Source organism: Streptomyces sp. NPDC050439, from assembly GCF_040655335.1.
Lineage (GTDB): Bacteria > Actinomycetota > Actinomycetes > Streptomycetales > Streptomycetaceae > Streptomyces.
Map to the genome: position 1 here is coordinate 103,296 of NZ_JBFAJT010000004.1, position 19,839 is coordinate 123,134.

The window sequence follows — 19,839 nt, forward strand, 5'->3', positions numbered from 1 at the left end:
CCCGTGGGAGGACGGGCGCCGCCGGTCTGTGGGGGGCCGTTCCAACGGGAACCAGCGTCATGCCCCCGCCAATTCCGTTCAAGGGATGCCTTGCCCCTGTGGCACGGAGGTGACCATTCCGCAACGCTGTTCCCAGCCCGCAACAACGTGCGACGGAGTGCGGCAGGGCGCGACGGGGCACGGAGGGAACCACTTCGGGTCGCCCGCCCGTCATGAGGGCAAACGGGGCACATGCTGGGGGTGAAGCATGAGTGCTGCCTGGCAGCCGCTTCCGGAGGCACTTCCGCCGGAGGTACGGCACTTCGTGGAACAGCTGCGGCTGCTCAAGGACCGCACCGGCCTGAGCCTGATCGCGCTCGGCGAGGAGACGGCCTACAGCAAGTCCTCCTGGCAGCGCTACCTCAACGCACGGCAGCCGCCGCCCCGGCAGGCGGTCGCGGCACTGTGCCGGGTGGCGGGCGCGGACAGCGAACGGTACTGCGCACGCTGGGAGCTGGCCGTCCGCGTGTGGCCGCGGGGCGCGGCGCCCTCCGGTACGAGATCCGCCCCGGAGGGCGCCGGGCCGGCCGCCCCGGGTGTCGTCCTGAGCAAGCAGGGCGAGGGCACGCCCCCGGCGCCTGCCCGGCCGCGCACGCCACGGCGGCCCTCGCGCGCCCGCTCCGCGTGGACCTGGCGCTCCACCGTCGGCGTCACCGCCTTCCTCGTCCTCATGGTGCTGTTCGAAGGGCTGATGCGCTTTCTCATGCGATAGGGCCGCCGTTGCCGGCGGCCCTGAGCGGGGGTGCGGATGGGAAACCGGGATCAGCCTCGCCAGTTGTACGCGGCCTTCTTCCACTTGCCGTCGATCTTCACGTAGTACGTGCCGGAGAGGCGCTTGAAGCCGACGTCGTGCTGGTAGCCGCTGTAGGTGACGTGGCCGCCGCCGCTCGGACCGTTCAGGAAGTCGTCGGCGACGCCGAACGTCTCCTTGCCGACGATGCCGTCGACGTCCTCCACGTCCTCGCGGTGCTGCCAGTACTTGGTCGCCGACTCGGTCTTGCGGCCGAAGCTGCCGTCGATGTCCCACTTGTTGAAGGTGTGCCGCTTGCCGTTGCTGTCCTTCCACTTGGCCCCGTCCGCGTACAGGACGTTCTGCCAGAGGCGGGTGGCGTTGCTGTTCGCGTGGCTGTGGCGGGACAGAGTGCCCTCGTCGCCCCAGTCGTTGTGCGCGGAGCCCTTGCCGTCGACGACGTGCGGCCCACTCGCCTGTGCGAGCGACGCGGTCCCGCCCAGCGCGATCGCCGCCCCCGCCGTCACGGCTACCGCCGCGCCGAGCAGCCGCTTCGGCTTGCCCTTGCTGATGCGCATGTATTCCCCCTAGATGGTGCGTTGACGTCTCCGATGCTTCCTCCCGGAGACGATTCGCAAAAGGGTCAACCGGAACAATCGGGATGGTTTGGGACGCCCCAAGCCGCTACCAGGGGTTCCGCATCGTGGAGCGGGACAGCGATGGGACACTGGACGCCGGACCGCACGGAGTGCGACGGTGCACGCCCGTGGCCCGAATGCTCCCGTGCGCCCTCGGTCCGGGAACTGACATCCTGACTTTTGGCATCCCTCTGGGTAGCCCATGGCGGGAACAGCGGGGGCTGCCTCATGGGCAGAGCGGGGGGAACCACGCGCGGGGGCACGTTGGCACGTACGGGGGGATGAGGGGGAGTAATGCCTCGTTGGAAGGCACTACCGGATGAGCTGGATCCGCAGGTCAGGGAGTTCGCGAGTCAGCTGCGCAGGCTCGTCGACCGCAGTGGTCTCAGCATTGCCGCGGTGTCGGACCGCACCGGGTACAGCAAGACGTCGTGGGAGCGGTATCTGAACGGGCGACTGCTCGCCCCGAAGGGTGCGATCGTCGCGCTTGCCGAGGTGACGGGCACCAACCCGGTGCACCTCATCACCATGTGGGAGCTCGCCGAGCGTGCCTGGAGCCGCTCCGAGATGCGGCACGACATGACCATGCAGGCGATCCGGATCTCCCAGGCGCGGGCCGCGCTCGGCGAGCTGGGCCAGAACCCGCCCAACAGCGGCGGCAGCAGCAAGGGCAAGGGGAACGGCGGCGCGGTGCGCGGCGGTGCCTCCGGTGCCGGTGCCGGTGCTGGAGTCGGTACCGGCGTCGACTCCGCCGACCGTCCCGACCGGTCCGACCGCTCCCATCGCTCCCATCGCTCCGACCGCTCCAGCCGTCCGGGCGGGAGCGTCACCGGGGTCGCGGGCCCCGCGGGTGTCTCGCCGGTGGTGCCACCGCAGGCCCCGTCGTACGTGGGCGTGGGCGGGGGCGGGGGCGGCGTCACGGCGCCGCCCGGCCCGGCTCAGCCGGCCCGTGGCGGTGACTCGCCCGACCGGCAGCGGCGGCGCAGGAAGCTGACGATGTTCCTGGCGGGCGTCGTCGGGGCGCTCGTCGTCATCGCCGCCGCCGTCTTCCTGACCGACTTCGGCAAGGACGACAAGGGCAACGAAGGCGCCAAGCCGCCTGCCTCGCCGAGCACGAGCGACAAGGACCTGCCCGCGGGCGTCGAGTGCAGCGGCAAGAGTTGTACCGGCAAGGACCCCGAGACCATGGGCTGCGGCGGCGAGCTGGCCGCCACGACGACACGCGCCACGGTGGGCAAGGCCCTGATCGAGGTCCGCTACAGCAAGACGTGCGGGGCGGCGTGGGCGCGCATCACGCAGGCGGCGCCGGGCGACAAGGTGACGATCACCGGCGACGGCGCCAAGCAGAACGGCACCGTGAACGCGGACTTCGACGCGTACACCCCGATGGTGGCCGTCAAGGAAGGTGCTTCGGCGGAGGCGTGCGCGACCCTCAAGGCCGGCCAGACCGGCTGCACGAAGTAGCGGAGAGAACGACTGGCGGACACGAGGCAGCTGACACAACGAACCGGCCGCACCTGAAGCAGGTGCGGCCGGTGTCGTGCTCGGGAATGGCCACCGGGAGGAGTTGGCGGCCGCCAACACAGGGGGGGGAGCGTGGCGGCCGCCTGGGGGTGTGACCACTCCCGTGGGGGTACTCGTGCGTGTGCCCTGACCTACGCACAACATGCCTGTCGATTCACGAGAAAATTTTCGGGGGCTCCTGAGCCGGTGTTTCCCGGCGGAAAATCAGCCGTGAACGGCAAGGGTGGATCTTTGTGGGGTGGGCCACACCCTCCCGGGGTTCGGGGGTCGGCGGGGCGCGATAGCCTGAGCGGCGGATCTCTCTTGATGCCAAGAGATCGATCATCGAGGGCGTCGGTGGGGATCCAGCACAAGGGGACCCCGCACAAGGGGCAGGGACCCCCACCGCCTGCTGTCTTACGGAGATCGCCATGACCCGCACTCCCGTGAATGTCACCGTCACCGGCGCGGCCGGCCAGATCGGCTACGCGCTGCTCTTCCGCATCGCCTCCGGCCACCTGCTCGGCGCGGACGTGCCGGTCAACCTTCGCCTCCTGGAGATCACTCCGGCCCTGAAGGCCGCCGAGGGCACCGCCATGGAGCTCGACGACTGCGCCTTCCCGCTGCTGAACTCGATCGAGATCAGCGACGACCCGAACGTCGCCTTCGACGGCGCCAACGTCGCCCTCCTCGTCGGCGCCCGCCCCCGCACCAAGGGCATGGAGCGCGGCGACCTGCTCTCCGCCAACGGTGGCATCTTCAAGCCGCAGGGCAAGGCGATCAACGACAACGCCGCGGACGACATCAAGGTCCTCGTCGTGGGCAACCCGGCCAACACCAACGCGCTCATCGCGCAGGCCGCCGCCCCGGACGTACCGGCCGAGCGCTTCACCGCGATGACCCGCCTGGACCACAACCGCGCGCTGTCGCAGCTGTCGAAGAAGACCGGCGCCCCGGTCTCCGACATCAAGCGCCTCACCATCTGGGGCAACCACTCGGCCACCCAGTACCCCGACATCTTCCACGCGGAGATCGCCGGCAAGAACGCCGCGGACGTCGTGAGCGACCAGGCCTGGCTCGCCGACGACTTCATCCCGACCGTCGCCAAGCGCGGCGCGGCGATCATCGAGGCCCGCGGCGCGTCCTCGGCCGCCTCCGCCGCCAACGCCGCCATCGACCACGTCCACACGTGGGTGAACGGCACGGCCGCCGGTGACTGGACCTCCATGGGCATCCCCTCGGACGGTTCGTACGGCGTTCCGGAGGGCCTCATCTCCTCCTTCCCCGTCACCACCAAGGACGGCAAGTACGAGATCGTCCAGGGCCTGGAGATCAACGAGTTCTCGCGCACGCGCATCGACGCGTCCGTCAAGGAGCTCACCGAGGAGCGCGAGGCGGTTCGCGGCCTCGGCCTCATCTAGTACGCGTCAAGCACGCCCCACCTCGCCCCCGGCGGCCGCTCGATCGGCTGCCGGGGGCGAGGTGCGTCCGGGGCCAGGCGCAAACAACAGCCGTCCGTTGCCAACCTGCTCACCGATGTAGTACTTCTTATACATGAGCGAGCAAGTGCACAACAGGTTGGCGATGGTGCGCGCGGAGCGGAAGGTGTCGCGCCAGAGCCTGGCCGAGGCGGTGGGGGTCCACTACCAGACCATCGGCTACATCGAGCGCGGGCAGTACAACCCGAGCCTCGACCTGGCGCTGAAGATCGCGGTGTTCTTCGGGCTGCCGGTGGAGGCGCTGTTCTCCCTCGAGCCGTTCCGCCCGCTCACGGACGAGGTCTACGGGAGGAGTCAGGGATGACGGGTCAGCAGGTGCGGGAGACGGGGGCCCAGCGGATGACCGGCTACGACCGGCGGATGCTCGCGCTCATGAACCGGCGCGAGGCCGCGCCGATGTACGCCACCGCCACGCGAAGGCGCCTTGCGGTCGGCGCCCACATCGCGCTGACGGCGGCGAGTGTCGCGGCCTGGCTGCTCACGGTCGTCGGCGACCAGCGCTGGGCGATGTGGACGATGCTCGGGCTGCTGCTGCCGTGGTGCGTCGCCACCGGCGTCATCAACGGCGCCACGCGCGGACTTCTCGAACTGCGCGAACGCGCCCTCGACGAGCGGCAGCGCGCGGAGCGGGTGCGGGTGGCCGCACGCGCCCGGCAGATCATGCTGTGGCTGCTCCTGGCCGCCGCCGTGGGCGCGGGCTTCGCCGCGTACCAAGGGTGGGACACCGAAGGGCTGCTCTTCCCCGTCCTGTTCACCGCGTTCGTCGTGCACTGGCTGATGCCCCTGTGGGTGGCGGGACTTGCCGCGCAGGACGAGCCCGCGGACCCCGAAGACATCGGCGCGTAGCGGACCATAGCGCCACCTCTGTTCCCAAATGCCCCTGCACGCGGACGTATTGCCCCAGGTACCTGCACGCGCAGTGACACAGCGCACTTTCGGTTGTCTAATGCGCATGGTTTCTCCGCCTCGGGGCATGTGCCCCCGGCTACCGCGAGTGACAGGCGGGGCGTATGACAGGAATGGAAGGCAAACGGGACGTGTCCGCACAACAGACCATCCATGTGGGCGGAGAGTGGCGTAACGCCCTCTCCGGCGCCACACGCGAGATCCTCGACCCCGCGGATGCCAAGCCGTTCGCGACGATCGCCGAGGGCGGCACCGAGGACACCGACGCGGCCATCGCCGCCGCCCGCGAGGCCTTCGACAACGGACCGTGGCCGGCCACACCCGTCGCCGAACGGGCCGCGCTGCTGCGCCGCGTGGCAGACCTCCTCGTACGCGACCGCGAGAAGATCGGGCTCCTGGAGAGCCGCGACGCGGGCAAGACCGTCGAGGAGGGCCGCGTCGACGTCGACTGCGTCGCCGACGCCTTCCGCTACTTCGCCGATCTGGTGATCGGCGAGGGCGCGGGCCGCGTGGTCGACGCCGGGTCCGACGACATCCACAGCGTCGTCGTGCACGAGCCCGTGGGCGTCTGCACGATGATCACGCCCTGGAACTACCCGCTCCTCCAGGCCAGCTGGAAGATCGCCCCCGCGCTCGCCGCGGGCAACACCTTCGTCATCAAGCCGAGTGAGGTCACTCCGCTGACGACGGTCGCGCTGATCGAACTGCTCGTCGAGGCGGGCCTCCCGGCCGGCGTCGCGAACATCGTGACGGGCCCCGGCCACACCGTCGGCGCGCGCCTCTCCGACCACCCCGACGTCGACCTGGTCTCCTTCACCGGCGGCCTCGTCTCCGGCACCAAGGTCGCGCAGGCCGCCGCGCTCGGCGTCAAGAAGGCCGCCCTCGAACTCGGCGGCAAGAACCCGAACGTCGTCTTCGCCGACGCCTGCGCCACCGAAGAGGGCTTCGACACCGCCGTCGACCAGGCGCTGAACGCCGCCTTCATCCACAGCGGGCAGGTCTGCTCCGCCGGTGGCCGCCTCATCATCGAGGAGTCGGTGCGCGAGCGCTTCGTCGCCGAACTCGCCCGCCGCGCGAGCCGCATCAGGCTCGGCCGCGGCACCGAGGACGGCGTCGAGTGCGGCCCGCTCGTCTCGCAGCAGCAGCGCGAGAAGACCGAGTCGTACGTCGCCTCGGCACTGGAGGAAGGCGCGGTCCTGCGCTCCGGCGGCAAGCGCCCCGAGCCCAGCGAAGTACGCCCCGCGACCGGCTACTTCTACGAGCCGACCGTGCTCGACCAGTGCCACCGCGAGATGCGCGTCGTACGCGAAGAGGTCTTCGGCCCGGTCCTGACCGTCGAGACCTTCCGCACCGAGGACGAGGCCGTGGCGCTCGCCAATGACACCGAGTACGGTCTCGCGGGCGCCGTCTGGACCAACGACCCCGGCCTCGGCCGCCGCATGGCCCGGCGCCTGCGCCACGGCACGGTGTGGATCAACGACTTCCACCCCTACCTTCCGCAGGCGGAGTGGGGCGGCTTCGGCAAGAGCGGCGTGGGGCGCGAGCTCGGACCCGCCGGACTCGCCGAGTACCGCGAGTCCAAGCACATCTACCAGAACCTCGCCCCGCGGCCGGTCCGCTGGTTCGCCGGTTGAGGCCTGACTCATAGCGGCGTGCGCGGGGGCGGCAGTCCCGCCCCCGCGCACGTACGCATATCCGTACGTCCGAGCACCCCCCGCTCTATACGCGCAAGCACCTTGGCACCACACCTCGCAGGAAGAGGAGCAGCACGCATGGCTGAGACCACCGAGTACGACTACGTCATCGTCGGCGGCGGTACCGCAGGATCGGTGATCGCGTCCCGCCTCACCGAGGACCCCGGCGTGACCGTCGCCGTCATCGAGGGCGGCCCCAGCGACATCGACCGCGAGGACGTCCTCACGCTGCGCCGCTGGCTCGGCCTCCTCGGCGGCGAACTCGACTACGGCTACACGACCACCGAGCAGCCGCGCGGCAACTCGCACATCCTGCACAGCCGCGCCAAGGTCCTCGGCGGCTGCTCGTCGCACAACACCCTGATCTCCTTCAAGCCGCTGCCGTCCGACTGGGACGAGTGGGAGGAGGCGGGCGCCACCGGCTGGAACGCCAAGGCGATGGACCCCTTCTTCGGCAAGCTGCGCAACAACATCGTGCGCGTCGCCAAGAAGGACCAGAACCAGATCGCCACCGACTGGGTCGAGGCGACCAAGAGCGCGCTCGGCGTCCCCGAGGTCGTCGGCTTCAACGACCAGCCCTTCGACGAGGGCGTCGGCTTCTTCGACCTCTCGTACCACCCGGAGAACAACAAGCGTTCCTCCGCCTCCGTCGCCTACCTCCACCCCCACATGGAGGCCGGCGACCGCCCCAACCTCCACCTGTTCCTGGAGACCTGGGCCACCAAGCTGGAGCTCGAGGGCAAGACCGCGCGCGGCGTCCACATCCGTACGAAGGACGGCGAGGCGCAGCTGCTCACCGCCCGCCGCGAAGTGCTCGTCTGCGCGGGCGCCGTCGACACCCCGCGCCTGCTCATGCACTCCGGCATCGGCCCCGCGAAGGACCTCGAAGCGCTCGGCATCCCCGTCACGCACGACCTGCCGGGCGTCGGCGAGAACCTCCTGGACCACCCCGAGTCGGTCATCGTCTGGGAGACGAACGGGCCGATCCCCGGCAACTCCGCGATGGACTCCGACGCGGGCCTCTTCGTCAAGCGGGACCCGGACCACAAGGGCCCTGACCTGATGTTCCACTTCTACCAGATCCCGTTCACGGACAACCCGGAGCGCCTGGGCTACGAACGCCCGGAGCACGGCGTCTCGATGACGCCGAACATCCCCAAGTCCCGTGCGCGCGGCCGCGTCTATCTGACGTCCGCCGACCCCGAGGTGAAGCCCGCCCTCGACTTCAAGTACTTCGAGTACGACGAGAACGGCGTCGACTACGACGGCCAGACCCTCGTCGACGGCATCAAGCTGGCCCGCAAGGTCGCGCAGGCCGAGCCCTTCGCCAAGTGGCTCAAGCGCGAGGTCTTCCCGGGCCCGGACGTCACAGAGGACGCCGAGATCAGCGAGCTCGTCCGCAAGGCGGCGCACACTGTGTACCACCCGGCCGGAACCTGCCGAATGGGAGCTTCCGCTGATGAACTTGCTGTGGTCGACCCGGAGCTGCGGATCCGGGGTCTCGAGGGAATCCGAATCGCGGACGCATCCGTCTTCCCGACGATGCCTGCCGTGAACCCGATGATCGGAGTGCTCATGGTCGGGGAAAAGTGCGCGGAACTGCTGACCGGGAGTGATGTCCGATGACCACCACCACCGACAAGACGCCTGCCCCCGGGGCGCCCGCGTCCGACGAGGCCGCGCCCGTGTTCGCCGTCCGGGACCTGTGGAAGGTCTTCGGGTCCAAGGCCAAGAGCATCCCGGGCAACGCGGAGTTCGCGGAACTCTCCGCCACCGAGCTGCGTGAGCGCACCGGCTGCACCGCGGCCGTGCGGGACGTCAGCTTCGACGTCAGGCGCGGCGAGGTCTTCGTCGTCATGGGCCTCTCCGGGTCGGGCAAGTCGACCCTGGTGCGCACCCTGACCCGGCTCATCGAGCCGACCAGCGGTTCCATATCCATGGACGGCCAGGACGTGCTCGGCATGGACAAGAACGAGCTGCGCGCGCTGCGCCGCCACAAGGCCGCGATGGTCTTCCAGAACTTCGGCCTGCTGCCGCACCGTTCGGTCCTCGACAACGTCGCCTACGGCCTGGAGATCCAGGGCGTCGGCAAGGCCGAGCGCCGCGCCAAGGCCCTGGAGGTCGTCGCCAAGGTCGGCCTCGAAGGCATGGAGGAGCGCCGCCCCACCCAGCTCTCCGGCGGCCAGCAGCAGCGCGTCGGCCTGGCCCGCGCCCTCGCCGTCGACCCCGAGGTCCTGCTCTTCGACGAGCCGTTCAGCGCGCTCGACCCGCTGATCAGGCGGGACATGCAGGAAGAGGTCATCCGCCTGCACCGCGAAGAGGGCCGCACGATGGTCTTCATCACCCACGACCTGAGCGAGGCACTGCGCCTGGGCGACCGCATCATGCTGATGCGGGACGGCGCCATCGTGCAGCTCGGCACCCCCGAGGAGATCGTCGCCAACCCGGCCGACGACTACGTGCGCGACTTCGTCCAGGACGTGTCGCGCGAGCAGGTCATCACCGTGCGCCGCGCCATGCGCCCCGCCGAGGGAGACGAGGCCGAGTCCGGTGCCGCGATCGGCCCGGACACGCTGGTCGTCGACGCGATCGAGGCCGTGGCCCGCAGCGGCGCGTACTGCCGTGTCGTGGACAACGGACGCACCCTCGGCATCGTCGACCACGAGCAGCTCCTCGCGGTGGTCGCGGGCCTCGACAGTGATCCCCGGGACAAGGCGGTGGCCGCCGTATGAGCGCAGCCCCGACGTCCGTCATCGACAAGAAGGAAGGCGTGTCCCCGCCGGGCCCGCCCGCCGAAGGACCCGGCCCGCTGGCCGGATTCCTGCGCAACCCCAAGGCGATCCTGCTGCTCTGCGCCCTGCTGGTCGCGGTCGTCTCGGCGGCCGTCACCGCCAACGGCGCCTGGCCGTCCGACCTGACCTTCGACGTGCGCTCGCCGCTCGACGACGTCAACACCTGGATGGCGCAGAACCGCGACACCCACCCGATCTTCCTGTACTTCCTGCTGCACATCAGCAACACCTCGGAATCCGCGGTGGACGGCGTGCTCAGCGGTCTGGAGGCCCTCGGCTTCATCGGGGTGACCGTCGCCGCGGTGCTCATCTCCTGGTACGCGGGCGGGGCGAATCTGCGCCGCCGCGCACTGTCCCTCGCGGGCATCGCCTTCGGCACGTTCGCCGTGATCGGCGTGCTCGACGTGTGGGAAGAGGCGATGGAGACCCTCGCCCTGATGGTCGTCTGTGTGGCCGTCGCGGGTCTCGTCGGTGTGCTGCTCGGCCTCGCGGCCGGGCTCTCGGACCGTGCCGAGCGCATCCTGCGGCCCGTCTTCGACACCATGCAGGTGCTTCCGGCCTTCTCGTATCTGCTGCCGTTCGTCTTGATGTTCGACGTCGGCACGCCGGCCGTCTTCATGGCGACCGTCATCTACGCCGCACCGCCGATGGCCAGGCTCACCTCGCTCGGCCTGCGCGGCGCCGACGCGGCGGCTCTTGAGGCCTCCCAGTCCCTTGGCGCCAGCGCCTGGCAGCGGCTGTGGACGGCCCGGCTTCCGCTGGCCCGCAAGCCGATGCTGCTCGGCCTCAACCAGACGATCATGATGTGTCTTTCGATGGTCGTGCTCGCGACGGTGGTCGGCGCCGGCGGTCTCGGTGACCCGATCTTCACCGCGATCTCCACCCTCGACGTGGGCCTCGCGGTACCGGCCGGCATCGCGATCGTGCTGATCGCCGTCTGGCTCGACCGCACGACCGCAGGCTTCGGCGAACGCGTCGACGACCCGGCGCCCGCGCGCAGCGCCTTCGCGACGCGCGTCCTGTGGGCCGTCATGGCCCTCGTGGTGGCGGGCGCCGCCGTGCTCGGCCAGGCGCTCGGCCGCACGGAGTGGCCGGAGAACTGGGTCGTCTCCATCTCCCAGCCGATCAACGAGGCCGTCGGCTGGATCGAGCGCGAGCTCGGCTCCGGCATCCCGGTCATCGGCGGCACGCTCACCTGGGCGAACGCCTTCATCGACTACGGCATCAACCCGCTGTTCGACGCCCTGCTCGCCACCCCGTGGTGGGCGGTGCTCCTGGTGGCCGGTGTCCTCGCCTACCTCGCGGGCCGCTGGCGCGCGGCGGTCACCGTCGTGCTCGCGCTCGCCGCGATCGGCGCGATGGGGCTGTGGAACCGCTCGATGGACACCCTCTCGCAGGTGATCGCCGCCCTGGTCGTCACGCTGATCCTGGGCTTCGCCATCGGTGTGCTCGCGGCCCGGGTCTCCTGGGTGGAGCGCGGCATCCGGCCGGTGCTCGACACCATGCAGACCCTGCCGGCGTTCATCTACCTCATCCCGATGATCGCGCTGTTCGGCTCCAACCCCGCGGCCGCCGCGGTGGCCTCGATCATCTACGCGCTGCCCGCCGTCATCCGCATCACGGCCCAGGGCATCCGCCAGATCGATCCCTCCGCCCTGGAGGCGGCCCGCTCGCTCGGCGCCTCCACCGGCCAGCAGCTCCGGCAGGTCCAGCTGCCGCTGGCCAGGCCCGCGCTGCTCGTCGCCCTCAACCAGGGCGTCGTCCTCGTCCTCTCCATGGTCGTCATCGGCGGCATGATCGGCGGCGGCGCGCTCGGCGTGGACGTGGTCAGGGGCCTCACCAAGGGCGACCTCGGTCTCGGTCTGACGGCCGGCATCGCGATCGTCTGCCTCGGTCTGCTCCTCGACCGCATCTCCCAGCCCGGCGCCGACGTCAAGGCACGCACACTGCGCTGACGTACGCTTCCGGACCCCGCTCTCCTGCTACGTAAGGGAACAATCTCGTGAACTACAGCAAGCGGATACGCACTTCGATCCTCGCCGGTCTCGGCGCCGCGTCCATGGTGGCGCTCAGCGCCTGTGGCGCCGCCGACACGAAGTCCTCCGGCGGTGCCGACGAGGTCACCATCACGGTCCCCTCGTGGGTCGGCGCGCGCGCCAACGCCGAGGTCGCCAAGAAGCTCCTCGAGGACGAGGTCGGCGTCAAGAAGGTCGAGCTCCAGCAGCTCGACGAGCCGATCGCCTGGGACGCCCTGAACAACGGCAAGGCCGACGCGATCCTGGAGGACTGGGACGGCCAGCCCAAGAAGCAGAAGCTCTACATCGACCAGAAGAAGACGGTCGTCAAGGGCGGCGACCTGGGCGTCACCGGGCACATCGGCTGGTACGTGCCGAAGTACTACGCGGACAAGCACCCGGAGATCCTTGACTACAAGAACCTCAACAAGTTCGCCAAGGACTTCAAGAGCAACCGCAGCGGCGGCAAGGGCGAGTTCATCGGTGCGGCGCCCTCGTACACCACGTACGACGAGTACCTGATCAAGAACCACAAGCTGAACTTCAAGATCAAGGACACCGGCAACGAGGCCGCGCAGATCAAGGAGATCCAGCGCAAGTACGCCGCCAAGGAGCCCTTCATCAGCTACTGGTGGGAGCCCCTGTGGGCGAACGCCGACATGGACATGGTCGAGGTGAAGCTCCCGCCGTTCAAGGAGGGCTGCAACGAGCCCGAGTCCAAGACCGAGTGCGGCTACGCCAACACCCCGCTGCAGAAGTACTTCAACGCCGACTTCGCCAAGGACGGCGGCGACGCCGCGGAGTTCCTGAAGAACTTCAAGTGGACGACCGAGGAGCAGAACGAGGTCGCCATGTCGATCGCCAAGGACAAGATGTCCGGCGAGGCCGCGGCCGAGAAGTGGATCAAGGACAACAAGGCGACGTGGGAGAAGTGGGTCCCGAAGAAGTGACGTCGTCGCTGACGGCAGCCGACGGCTGATCGCAGCAGTGCGACGATGACGGTGCCGGGGTGTCCTTCGCGAAGGACACCCCGGCACCGTCACGTCTGCTTCAGGCTTGCCGCTTCAGTCTCTCGGCTTCAGTCTCTCGGTTTCAGGCTCTCCGCGATCTCCCGCAGCGCCTCCGACGCACGGAACAGCAGGCCAGGCCCGAACGTGATGCGCGTGGCGCCCAGTTCACCCAGCTCCCGTGGGGACGGCGGCCCCGCCGGCTTCGCCGCCACGTTGACGGGGCCCTCGATGCCCGCCCGCAGCCGCGGAAGCACCTCGGTCGGCGCGAGGATCGGATAGACGCAGTCCGCGCCCGCCTCGACGTAAAGCCGCGCCCGCTCGATCGCCTGCTCCGGATCGCCGTCGCCGTGCACGAACGTGTCCACCCGGGCGTTCACGAACAACCGGTCGCCCGCGACGGAACGTACCTCCGCGAGCCATTCCGCCTGCTCGCGCGGGTCCTTCAGGTCCCCGCCCGACGAATCCTCCAGGTTGCAGCCGACCGCGCCCGTCTCCAGGAGCCGCTCCACCAGCTCCTTCGGCGGCAGCCCGTAGCCGTCCTCGACGTCCGCGGACACCGGCACCGACACGGACCGCACCACCCTGCGCACGGCGGCGAACATCTCGTCCGGCGGCACCGCGCCGTCCGCGTACCCGAGCGACGCCGCGACCCCCGCGCTCGGCGTCGCAAGGGCCGGGAACCCGGCGTCCACGAAGACCCGCGCGCTGGCCGCGTCCCACGGGCCGGGGAGGACCAGCGGATCGCCGGGCGCCCGCCCGTGGTGCAGCGCGCGGAAGTCGTCCACCAGGCTCACGGCGCGTACCCGCCCGGCTCGATGCGGCGGCTGACCATCAGCCGGTTCCAGCTGTTGATGACGGTGATCACCCCGATGAGGTGGGCGAGTTCGGCCTCACCGAAGTGCTTGGCGGCCGCCTCGTAAGCCTCGTCGGGGACGAACCCGTCCGTCAGGACGGTGACCGCCTCGGTCAGCGCGAGAGCGGCCCGCTCACGCTCGCTGAACAGCTCGCCCGCCTCCGCCCAAGCGTTGAGGAGAGCGATCCGCTTGGCCGTCTCGCCGTTCTTCACGGCGATGTCCACATGCATGTCGAGGCAGAACGCACACGCGTTGATCTGCGAGGCCCGGATCATCACGAGCTCGGCGAGGACCGGGTCGCCGAGCCCCTTCTTCGCGGCCGCGCTCAGCGCGGCCAGCGCACCGGCGACGCCCTTGTCGAGGTGGGTGGTCCGAGCGTGGCTGGTCCGCGCGTCGGTGGTCCGGGCGCTCACTTGTGGTCCCCGGCCTTGTAGTGACCCGGGACCTGCCGCGTCGAGACGCCGAAACGGTTCCACGCGTTGATCACCGTGATCGCGGCGATCAGCTGCGCCAGCTCCTGCTCCTCGAAGAGGGCCGCCGCCTTGTCGTACACCGCGTCCGGCACGAAGCCGTCCGTCAGGACGGTGATCGCCTCCGTCAGCTCGATCGCGGCGACCTCCTTGGCCGTGTAGAAGTGCTGCGACTCCTCCCACGCGCTGAGCTGGATGATCCGCTCCACGCTCTCGCCGGCCGCGAGGGCGTCCTTGCTGTGCATGTCGACGCAGAGCGCGCAGTGGTTGATCTGCGAGGCCCTGATCTTGACCAGTTCGAGGATCACCGGGTCGACGCCCTTACGGGCGGCCGCGTCCAGCCGGACCATCGCCTTGAAGACCTCGGGGGCCTGGGAGTGCCAGTCGAGGCGGGGGGTGTGCTCGTGGAGGTATTCCTTGGGCTGCGGCTGTGCGGGGGGCTGAGCGGGGGGCTGAGCGGGGGTGTTCTCGTTCGTCGTCATGACATCGACCGTACGGCGGGAGTAGCCCACAGGTATGGTCCATTTCCATGGAAGAATCGTGGGCCACTCTGGGCGTCGACCTCCACCTGGAGACCGGGGGAGAGGCGACGCACTCCGGCGTACGCAGGGGCCTCACGGACGCCCTGCGCGAGGCGGTGCGCGGCGGCAGGCTCGCCCCCGGCACCCGCCTGCCCTCGTCCCGCTCCCTCGCCGTGGACCTGGGCATCGCCCGCAACACCGTCGCCGACGCGTACGCGGACCTCGTCGCCGAGGGCTGGCTCACCGCACGCCAGGGCTCGGGCACCCGCGTCGCCGAACGCGCCGTGCCGCGCCCCGCCGAACCCGCACCGCGCCGCAGGGCTGCGGGCGGTCCGACGTACAACCTGATGCCGGGCACCCCCGACCTCTCCACGTTCCCGCGCGCCGCCTGGCTCAAGGCCGCGCGCCGGGCCATGGCCACCGCCCCGAACGACGCGCTCGGCTACGGCGATCCGCGCGGCCGTGTCGAGCTGCGCACCGCCCTCGCCGACTACCTCTCCCGGGCGCGCGGCGTACACGCGGACCCGGACCGCATCGTCATCTGCGCCGGGTTCGCACAGGGCCTGAGCCTGCTGGGAGGCGTGCTGCGGGCCCGCGGCCTGCGGGAGGTGACGGTCGAGTCGTACGGCCTGGACGTGCACTGGGATCTGCTCAAACGGGCCGGGCTGCGGACCAGGCCGCTGCCCTTCGACGAACTGGGCACCGCGACCGCCGAGTTGGGGGCCGGCTCCGGTTCGGCCAAGGTGGCGCTCCTCACGCCCGCCCACCAGTTCCCCATGGGCGTCCCGCTGCACCCCGACCGGCGTGCCGCCGCCGTCGACTGGGCGCGGCGCGAGGGCGGCCTGATCCTGGAGGACGACTACGACGGAGAGTTCCGCTACGACCGGCAGCCGGTGGGCGCGCTCCAGGGCCTCGACCCCGACCGAGTGGTCTACCTCGGCACGGCCAGCAAGTCCCTGGCCCCCGGCCTCCGGCTCGGCTGGATGGTGCTGCCCGAGCCGATCGCCGCCGAGGTCGTCGAGGCGAAAGGGGGCGCGGAATGGGCCTGCGGGGCGCTCGACCAGCTGACGCTCGCGGAGTTCATCACGTCGGGTGCGTACGACCGCCATGTGCGGGGCGCACGGCTGCGCTACCGCCGCCGACGGGACCAACTGGTCGCGGCACTTGCTGCTCGGGCGCCGGAGGTACGGGCCACGGGGATCGCGGCGGGCCTGCACGCGGTGCTCGAACTCCCGCCCGGAACAGAACGCACGGTGATCCAGGCGGCGAGCTGGCAACGCCTGGCGGTGCAGGGCCTGTCGAGCTTCCGCCACCCTTCGGCGAGTCCTCCGGAACGGGACGCGCTGGTGGTGGGGTATGGAACGCCGGCTGATCATGGGTGGGCGGGGGCGCTGGAGGCGTTGTGCAGGGTGTTGCCGTAGGGCGGTGGTTTCCTTTCAGCCCGGCCGGCGTTTGAGGCCATCTTTTCGGGGGCCCAGGGGGCGGAGCCCCTTGGTTTCGGGAAGGGGCGGGGTGGGGGGAAAGCCCCGCAGGGCCCGCCGCCCTACCGCGCCCCCTCCACAGCTGAACCCTCAGTAGGAGCAGAAGCCTCCCCGAACCGCGCCAACGCCAACGCCCCCACCACCGCAACCACGAACCCCAGCACAGCCACCCACTCCATGCCGCTACGAGTCCGGTCCCCGAGCCACACCACCCCCACCACCGCGGGCCCGACCGTCTCCCCGATCACCATCCCCGCGGTGGCGGTCGTCACCGACCCCCGCTGCAACGCGGACGTCAGCAGCAGGAACGCCGCACCCCCGCCCACCAGCAAGGCGTAGGCGGCCGGATTGCGGACCAGTGCCCCCGGCGAGACGTCGTCGATGAGCCGCACCGCCACCTCCACCACCCCGAACCCGAGCCCGGCCCCGAGCCCCAGGGCCGGCGCCCGCCCCCGCCCCGGCAGCCGCCCGGCCACCGCGCCGAGCAGCAGCACCCCCACCGCAACGCCCAGCAGCACGTACCGCAAAGTCGTCGACCCGGTGCTCTCCCCCTCGTCCCCCGACGCGAGCCCCAGCATCGCGAGCCCCGCGCACACCACCCCCACCGCTGCCCACTCCACGCCGCTCAACCGCACCCGCAGCATCCGCGAGGCCACCACCGCCGTGACGGCGAGGCTCGCGGCGAGCGCCGCACCGACGGCGTAGATCGGGATGGAGCGCAGCGCCACGATCTGCAGCAGGAACCCGAGCCCGTCGAGCCCGAGCCCCACGACGTACCGCCACTGCTTCACCGCGCGCAGCAGCAGCGCGGGGTCGACCCCGGAGCCCGTGCCCGGCGCCGTGGCGCGGGCGGCAATGGCCTGGAAGACGGAGGCCGTGCCGAAGCAGACCGCTGAACCGAGTGCGCAAATCATCCCAAGAGACACGAAGTGACTGTAGAGGAAGGGGATTCGGCTGAGCCGGTTGGCACGACCCGGGGCCCCTTACCTACGCTGATCGCCGATCACGTAGGGCAACGGGGGAGCGAAAGAACAGATGGCGCCGAAGCAGCAGACACAGCAGCAGACACAGCGGCAGATAGAGCAGCAGACGGAGCAGCAGACGGAGCAGCGGTCGGGGCAGGGGGCAGAGCGGAAGGCCCCGCGAAGGCTGCGCTCCAGCACGGTCGTACTCGGCGGGATGGGTGTCCTCGCGGCGGCCCTGACCTCGTGCGGCTCGGAGCCGGACAGGCGGTGCGTGGACCGCGACAGCTACGACCTCCTCACCGGCTACAAGATCGTCGCCGACAAGAACTGCAAGAGCGGCGCCAATTCGTCCTCCTCCTCCTCGTATGGCAAGGGACGCAACAGCAGCGGCAGTTCGTATGGCACCGGCACCGGCACAGGCAAGTCCGGTCGCATGGACGCCGACTGGTACTACGACGCGGACATCGACGGCCGCCGCGCCGACTACGGCACCTTCAGCCGCAGCGAGGCCGTCGACCGCGACGGCTTCGGCTGCTCGGGCAGCGGCAGCGGCGGCGGCTGACCCACGAGCGAGCCCCGCTACACGCGACCTGTTGCCCGACACCCGCGACCCGAGACCAGCGACCAGCGACCAGCGACCCGAGACCCGAGGCCATGGAACGCCGCACCATCACCCCCCGCCCCGGCTGGCAGCAGACGGTCGAGGATCAGGGGCTCATCTACCCCCTGACCCGCTACCCCGACGACTCCCTCCGCCCCTACTGGGACGAGTCCGCCTACTACGCGTTCACGCTCCCCGAGGTCGAGGCCCTGGAGGAGGTCGTCGAGGAACTGCACGCGATGTGCCTCGCGGCTGCCGAGCACATCGTCACGCAGGGGCGCCTCGCCGATCTCGGCATCACCGACCCCCGAGTGGCGGACGCGGTCACCGAGGCATGGCGCCGACGCGCCGAACTCCCCTCCCTCTACGGCCGGTTCGACCTGCACTACGACGGCACGAGCGGCCGCCCGGCCAAGATGCTGGAGTACAACGCCGACACCCCCACCTCGCTGGTCGAGGCCGCGAGCCCCCAGTGGTTCTGGATGGAGGAGTGCTTCCCGGGCGCCGACCAGTGGAACTCCCTCCACGAGCGCCTCGTGGACGCCTGGAAGAAGCAGGCGTCGCTGCTTCCGCCCGGCGGCCCGCTGTACTTCGCGCACTCCGCGGGAGACGAACTCGGCGAGGACCTGATGACGGTCGCGTATCTGCGCGAGACCGCGCAGCAGGCCGGGCTCGACACCGAGGCGATCTCCATGGAGGACATCGGCTGGGACCGGCTCTCGCGGCGCTTCGTCGACAAGAAGCTCGGCTTCATCCGCAGCTGCTTCAAGCTCTACCCGTGGGAGTGGCTGACCACGGACCGCTTCGCCCCGCACGTCCTGGAGACCCTGGACAACGGCGGCGGCACCGGCTCCACCCTCTGGATCGAACCCGCCTGGAAGATGCTCCTCTCCAACAAGGCGCTGCTCGCCGTACTTTGGGAGCTCTACCCCAACCACCCCAACCTCCTCCCCGCCTATCTGGACGGCCCCCGGGAGCTCGCCTCCGGGCGTGGCCACGTCGCCAAGCCCCTCCTCGGCCGCGAAGGCGCCGGCGTCACGGTCCACCCGCCGGGCTCCGAACCCCTCGTACGCGAAGACGCCTGCTGCTACCAGGAGTTGGCGCCCCTGCCCGACTTCGACGGCAACCGTGTGGTGCTCGGCGCCTGGGTCGTCGAGAACGAGGCGGCGGGTCTCGGCATCCGCGAGTCGGCGGGCCTGATCACGGACGAGTACGCGAGATTCCTGCCGCACGTAATTCTCTGAGCCCGTCCGGGTTGCGCGGTCGTCCCTCAAGTCACCCAAGTAGGCTGCCGGTTGTTCGACCACGGACTCGGAGGCGACCGCGCACATGACCGACAGCAGGATCAACACCACGCAGCCTCACACGGCCCGTATCTGGAACTACTGGCTCGGCGGCAAGGACAACTACCCCGTCGACCAGGCCGCCGGAGACCAGATCCGCACGCTGCACCCCGGCATCGGCGCATACGCGCTGGCCGACCGACAGTTCCTCGGGCGCGCCGTGAGCCACCTGGTCACCGAGTGCGGCATCCGGCAGTTCCTCGACATCGGCACCGGGCTGCCGACCGCCGACAACACCCACGAGGTCGCCCAGCGGATCGCCCCCGAGACCCGAGTCGTCTACGTCGACAACGACCCGCTGGTCCTCACCCACGCGCGCGCCCTCCTCACCAGCACCCCCGAGGGCAGGACCGACTACCTCGACGAGGACCTGCGCAACGTCGACAAGATCCTCGAACACGCCGCCAAGACCCTGGACTTCGAGCAGCCGGTCGCGCTGATGCTGCTCGGAGTCGTCATCTTCATCGACGACGACTCCGAGGCGTACGGCATCGTGCGCCGCCTGCTCGACGCGCTCCCGGCCGGCAGCCACCTGGTCCTCTCGCACACGATCACCAGCCCGGAGATGCCCGACGTCGACGAGGCGGTGGCGTTCTGGAACGAGAACGGCACACCCAAGCTGACGCAACGCACGCCCGAGCAGGTGGCGCGTTTCTTCGAGGGCCTGGAGCTCCTGGAACCCGGAGTCGTCTCGTGCAACCGCTGGCGCACGGAGCCGGCGGCCGGGGTCGAGGACGTGGCCATGTTCGGCGGAGTCGGCACCAAGCGCTGACGCCGA

The 19,839-nt window shown here is 70.3% G+C and carries 19 protein-coding genes; 14 read left to right on the forward strand and 5 right to left on the reverse strand.

Annotation, left to right across the window (positions count from 1 at the left end):
• Positions 1-247 precede the first annotated feature (247 nt).
• Entirely contained in the window at positions 248-751 is a 504-nt protein-coding gene (locus AB0I66_RS17805) for a helix-turn-helix transcriptional regulator (protein ID WP_363208801.1), read from the forward strand.
• Positions 752-801: 50 nt separating this feature from the next.
• Here AB0I66_RS17805 and AB0I66_RS17810 read toward each other — a convergent pair whose 3' ends face one another.
• A complete protein-coding gene (locus AB0I66_RS17810; protein WP_363208802.1) occupies positions 802-1,347 on the reverse strand; it encodes a peptidoglycan-binding domain-containing protein in 546 nt (181 codons plus the stop codon).
• Positions 1,348-1,701: 354 nt separating this feature from the next.
• On the opposite strand from AB0I66_RS17810, the gene AB0I66_RS17815 reads away from it, so the two are divergent.
• The 9 genes from AB0I66_RS17815 (at position 1,702) to AB0I66_RS17855 (ending at position 12,766) form a co-directional block, all read left to right on the forward strand.
• Positions 1,702-2,871, forward strand: a complete 1,170-nt coding sequence (locus AB0I66_RS17815) for an XRE family transcriptional regulator (RefSeq protein WP_363208803.1) — start codon at positions 1,702-1,704, stop codon at positions 2,869-2,871.
• Positions 2,872-3,341: 470 nt separating this feature from the next.
• Positions 3,342-4,331, forward strand: coding sequence for a malate dehydrogenase (locus AB0I66_RS17820; RefSeq protein WP_363208804.1), 990 nt, complete (start codon positions 3,342-3,344; stop codon positions 4,329-4,331).
• Between the two features lie 133 nt (positions 4,332-4,464).
• Positions 4,465-4,713, forward strand: coding sequence for a helix-turn-helix transcriptional regulator (locus AB0I66_RS17825; protein WP_160506754.1), 249 nt, complete (start codon positions 4,465-4,467; stop codon positions 4,711-4,713).
• A complete protein-coding gene (locus AB0I66_RS17830; protein ID WP_363208805.1) occupies positions 4,710-5,255 on the forward strand; it encodes a hypothetical protein in 546 nt (181 codons plus the stop codon). The genes AB0I66_RS17825 and AB0I66_RS17830 overlap by 4 nt, the downstream gene beginning before the upstream one ends.
• A 173-nt stretch (positions 5,256-5,428) precedes the next feature.
• Entirely contained in the window at positions 5,429-6,949 is a 1,521-nt protein-coding gene (locus AB0I66_RS17835; RefSeq protein ID WP_363209374.1) for an aldehyde dehydrogenase family protein, read from the forward strand.
• 138 nt (positions 6,950-7,087) lie between these two features.
• Positions 7,088-8,635: a GMC oxidoreductase gene (locus tag AB0I66_RS17840; protein WP_363208806.1), complete on the forward strand. Its 1,548-nt coding sequence runs from the start codon at positions 7,088-7,090 to the stop codon at positions 8,633-8,635.
• The gene (locus AB0I66_RS17845) at positions 8,632-9,741 is read left to right on the forward strand and encodes a glycine betaine/L-proline ABC transporter ATP-binding protein (protein WP_363208807.1); all 1,110 of its coding nucleotides are present in this window, start codon (positions 8,632-8,634) and stop codon (positions 9,739-9,741) included. The genes AB0I66_RS17840 and AB0I66_RS17845 overlap by 4 nt, the downstream gene beginning before the upstream one ends.
• Positions 9,738-11,756 carry an ABC transporter permease subunit gene (locus AB0I66_RS17850; protein WP_363208808.1) on the forward strand — a complete coding sequence of 673 codons (2,019 nt, stop codon included), beginning with the start codon at positions 9,738-9,740 and terminating at the stop codon, positions 11,754-11,756. The genes AB0I66_RS17845 and AB0I66_RS17850 overlap by 4 nt, the downstream gene beginning before the upstream one ends.
• A 47-nt stretch (positions 11,757-11,803) precedes the next feature.
• Positions 11,804-12,766: a glycine betaine ABC transporter substrate-binding protein gene (locus tag AB0I66_RS17855; protein ID WP_363208809.1), complete on the forward strand. Its 963-nt coding sequence runs from the start codon at positions 11,804-11,806 to the stop codon at positions 12,764-12,766.
• Positions 12,767-12,894: 128 nt separating this feature from the next.
• Here the strand turns inward: AB0I66_RS17855 and AB0I66_RS17860 are convergent, their stop codons facing one another.
• The 3 genes from AB0I66_RS17860 to AB0I66_RS17870 are packed head-to-tail and all read right to left on the reverse strand — an operon-like array spanning position 12,895 to position 14,632.
• On the reverse strand, positions 12,895-13,620 hold the full coding sequence (locus tag AB0I66_RS17860; protein ID WP_363208810.1) for an isocitrate lyase/phosphoenolpyruvate mutase family protein: 726 nt from the start codon (positions 13,618-13,620) through the stop codon (positions 12,895-12,897).
• Complete coding sequence (locus AB0I66_RS17865; protein ID WP_363208811.1) at positions 13,617-14,093, reverse strand: carboxymuconolactone decarboxylase family protein; 477 nt, start codon at positions 14,091-14,093, stop codon at positions 13,617-13,619. The genes AB0I66_RS17860 and AB0I66_RS17865 overlap by 4 nt, the downstream gene beginning before the upstream one ends.
• Positions 14,090-14,632 (reverse strand): carboxymuconolactone decarboxylase family protein, encoded by a 543-nt coding sequence (locus AB0I66_RS17870; protein WP_363208812.1) that lies wholly within the window; start codon positions 14,630-14,632, stop codon positions 14,090-14,092. Before AB0I66_RS17870 ends, AB0I66_RS17865 begins: the two co-directional genes overlap by 4 nt.
• 47 nt (positions 14,633-14,679) lie before the next feature.
• Between AB0I66_RS17870 and AB0I66_RS17875 the strand changes: the two genes are divergently transcribed.
• Positions 14,680-16,092 (forward strand): PLP-dependent aminotransferase family protein, encoded by a 1,413-nt coding sequence (locus AB0I66_RS17875; protein WP_363208813.1) that lies wholly within the window; start codon positions 14,680-14,682, stop codon positions 16,090-16,092.
• Positions 16,093-16,214: 122 nt separating this feature from the next.
• Here AB0I66_RS17875 and AB0I66_RS17880 read toward each other — a convergent pair whose 3' ends face one another.
• Positions 16,215-17,066, reverse strand: a complete 852-nt coding sequence (locus AB0I66_RS17880) for a hypothetical protein (RefSeq protein ID WP_363209375.1) — start codon at positions 17,064-17,066, stop codon at positions 16,215-16,217.
• A gap of 265 nt (positions 17,067-17,331) precedes the next feature.
• On the opposite strand from AB0I66_RS17880, the gene AB0I66_RS17885 reads away from it, so the two are divergent.
• From AB0I66_RS17885 to AB0I66_RS17895, 3 genes are all read left to right on the forward strand, one after another.
• On the forward strand, positions 17,332-17,679 hold the full coding sequence (locus AB0I66_RS17885; protein WP_363209376.1) for a hypothetical protein: 348 nt from the start codon (positions 17,332-17,334) through the stop codon (positions 17,677-17,679).
• 92 nt (positions 17,680-17,771) lie between these two features.
• Positions 17,772-18,962, forward strand: a complete 1,191-nt coding sequence (locus AB0I66_RS17890; RefSeq protein WP_363208814.1) for a glutathionylspermidine synthase family protein — start codon at positions 17,772-17,774, stop codon at positions 18,960-18,962.
• An 85-nt stretch (positions 18,963-19,047) separates the two neighbouring features.
• Complete coding sequence (locus AB0I66_RS17895; RefSeq protein WP_363208815.1) at positions 19,048-19,833, forward strand: SAM-dependent methyltransferase; 786 nt, start codon at positions 19,048-19,050, stop codon at positions 19,831-19,833.
• Positions 19,834-19,839 lie beyond the last annotated feature (6 nt).

Bases quoted from the DNA above. Each gene is read 5' to 3' on its own strand.
- AB0I66_RS17805 (WP_363208801.1), top strand. From the start codon at position 248: ATGAGTGCTGCCTGGCAGCCGCTTCCGGAGGCACTTCCGCCGGAGGTA.
- AB0I66_RS17810 (WP_363208802.1), bottom strand. From the start codon at position 1,347: ATGCGCATCAGCAAGGGCAAGCCGAAGCGGCTGCTCGGCGCGGCGGTA.
- AB0I66_RS17815 (WP_363208803.1), top strand. From the start codon at position 1,702: ATGCCTCGTTGGAAGGCACTACCGGATGAGCTGGATCCGCAGGTCAGG.
- AB0I66_RS17820 (WP_363208804.1), top strand. From the start codon at position 3,342: ATGACCCGCACTCCCGTGAATGTCACCGTCACCGGCGCGGCCGGCCAG.
- AB0I66_RS17825 (WP_160506754.1), top strand. From the start codon at position 4,465: ATGAGCGAGCAAGTGCACAACAGGTTGGCGATGGTGCGCGCGGAGCGG.
- AB0I66_RS17830 (WP_363208805.1), top strand. From the start codon at position 4,710: ATGACGGGTCAGCAGGTGCGGGAGACGGGGGCCCAGCGGATGACCGGC.
- AB0I66_RS17835 (WP_363209374.1), top strand. From the start codon at position 5,429: ATGGAAGGCAAACGGGACGTGTCCGCACAACAGACCATCCATGTGGGC.
- AB0I66_RS17840 (WP_363208806.1), top strand. From the start codon at position 7,088: ATGGCTGAGACCACCGAGTACGACTACGTCATCGTCGGCGGCGGTACC.
- AB0I66_RS17845 (WP_363208807.1), top strand. From the start codon at position 8,632: ATGACCACCACCACCGACAAGACGCCTGCCCCCGGGGCGCCCGCGTCC.
- AB0I66_RS17850 (WP_363208808.1), top strand. From the start codon at position 9,738: ATGAGCGCAGCCCCGACGTCCGTCATCGACAAGAAGGAAGGCGTGTCC.
- AB0I66_RS17870 (WP_363208812.1), bottom strand. From the start codon at position 14,632: ATGACGACGAACGAGAACACCCCCGCTCAGCCCCCCGCTCAGCCCCCC.
- AB0I66_RS17875 (WP_363208813.1), top strand. From the start codon at position 14,680: ATGGAAGAATCGTGGGCCACTCTGGGCGTCGACCTCCACCTGGAGACC.
- AB0I66_RS17880 (WP_363209375.1), bottom strand. From the start codon at position 17,066: ATGATTTGCGCACTCGGTTCAGCGGTCTGCTTCGGCACGGCCTCCGTC.
- AB0I66_RS17885 (WP_363209376.1), top strand. From the start codon at position 17,332: ATGGGTGTCCTCGCGGCGGCCCTGACCTCGTGCGGCTCGGAGCCGGAC.
- AB0I66_RS17890 (WP_363208814.1), top strand. From the start codon at position 17,772: ATGGAACGCCGCACCATCACCCCCCGCCCCGGCTGGCAGCAGACGGTC.
- AB0I66_RS17895 (WP_363208815.1), top strand. From the start codon at position 19,048: ATGACCGACAGCAGGATCAACACCACGCAGCCTCACACGGCCCGTATC.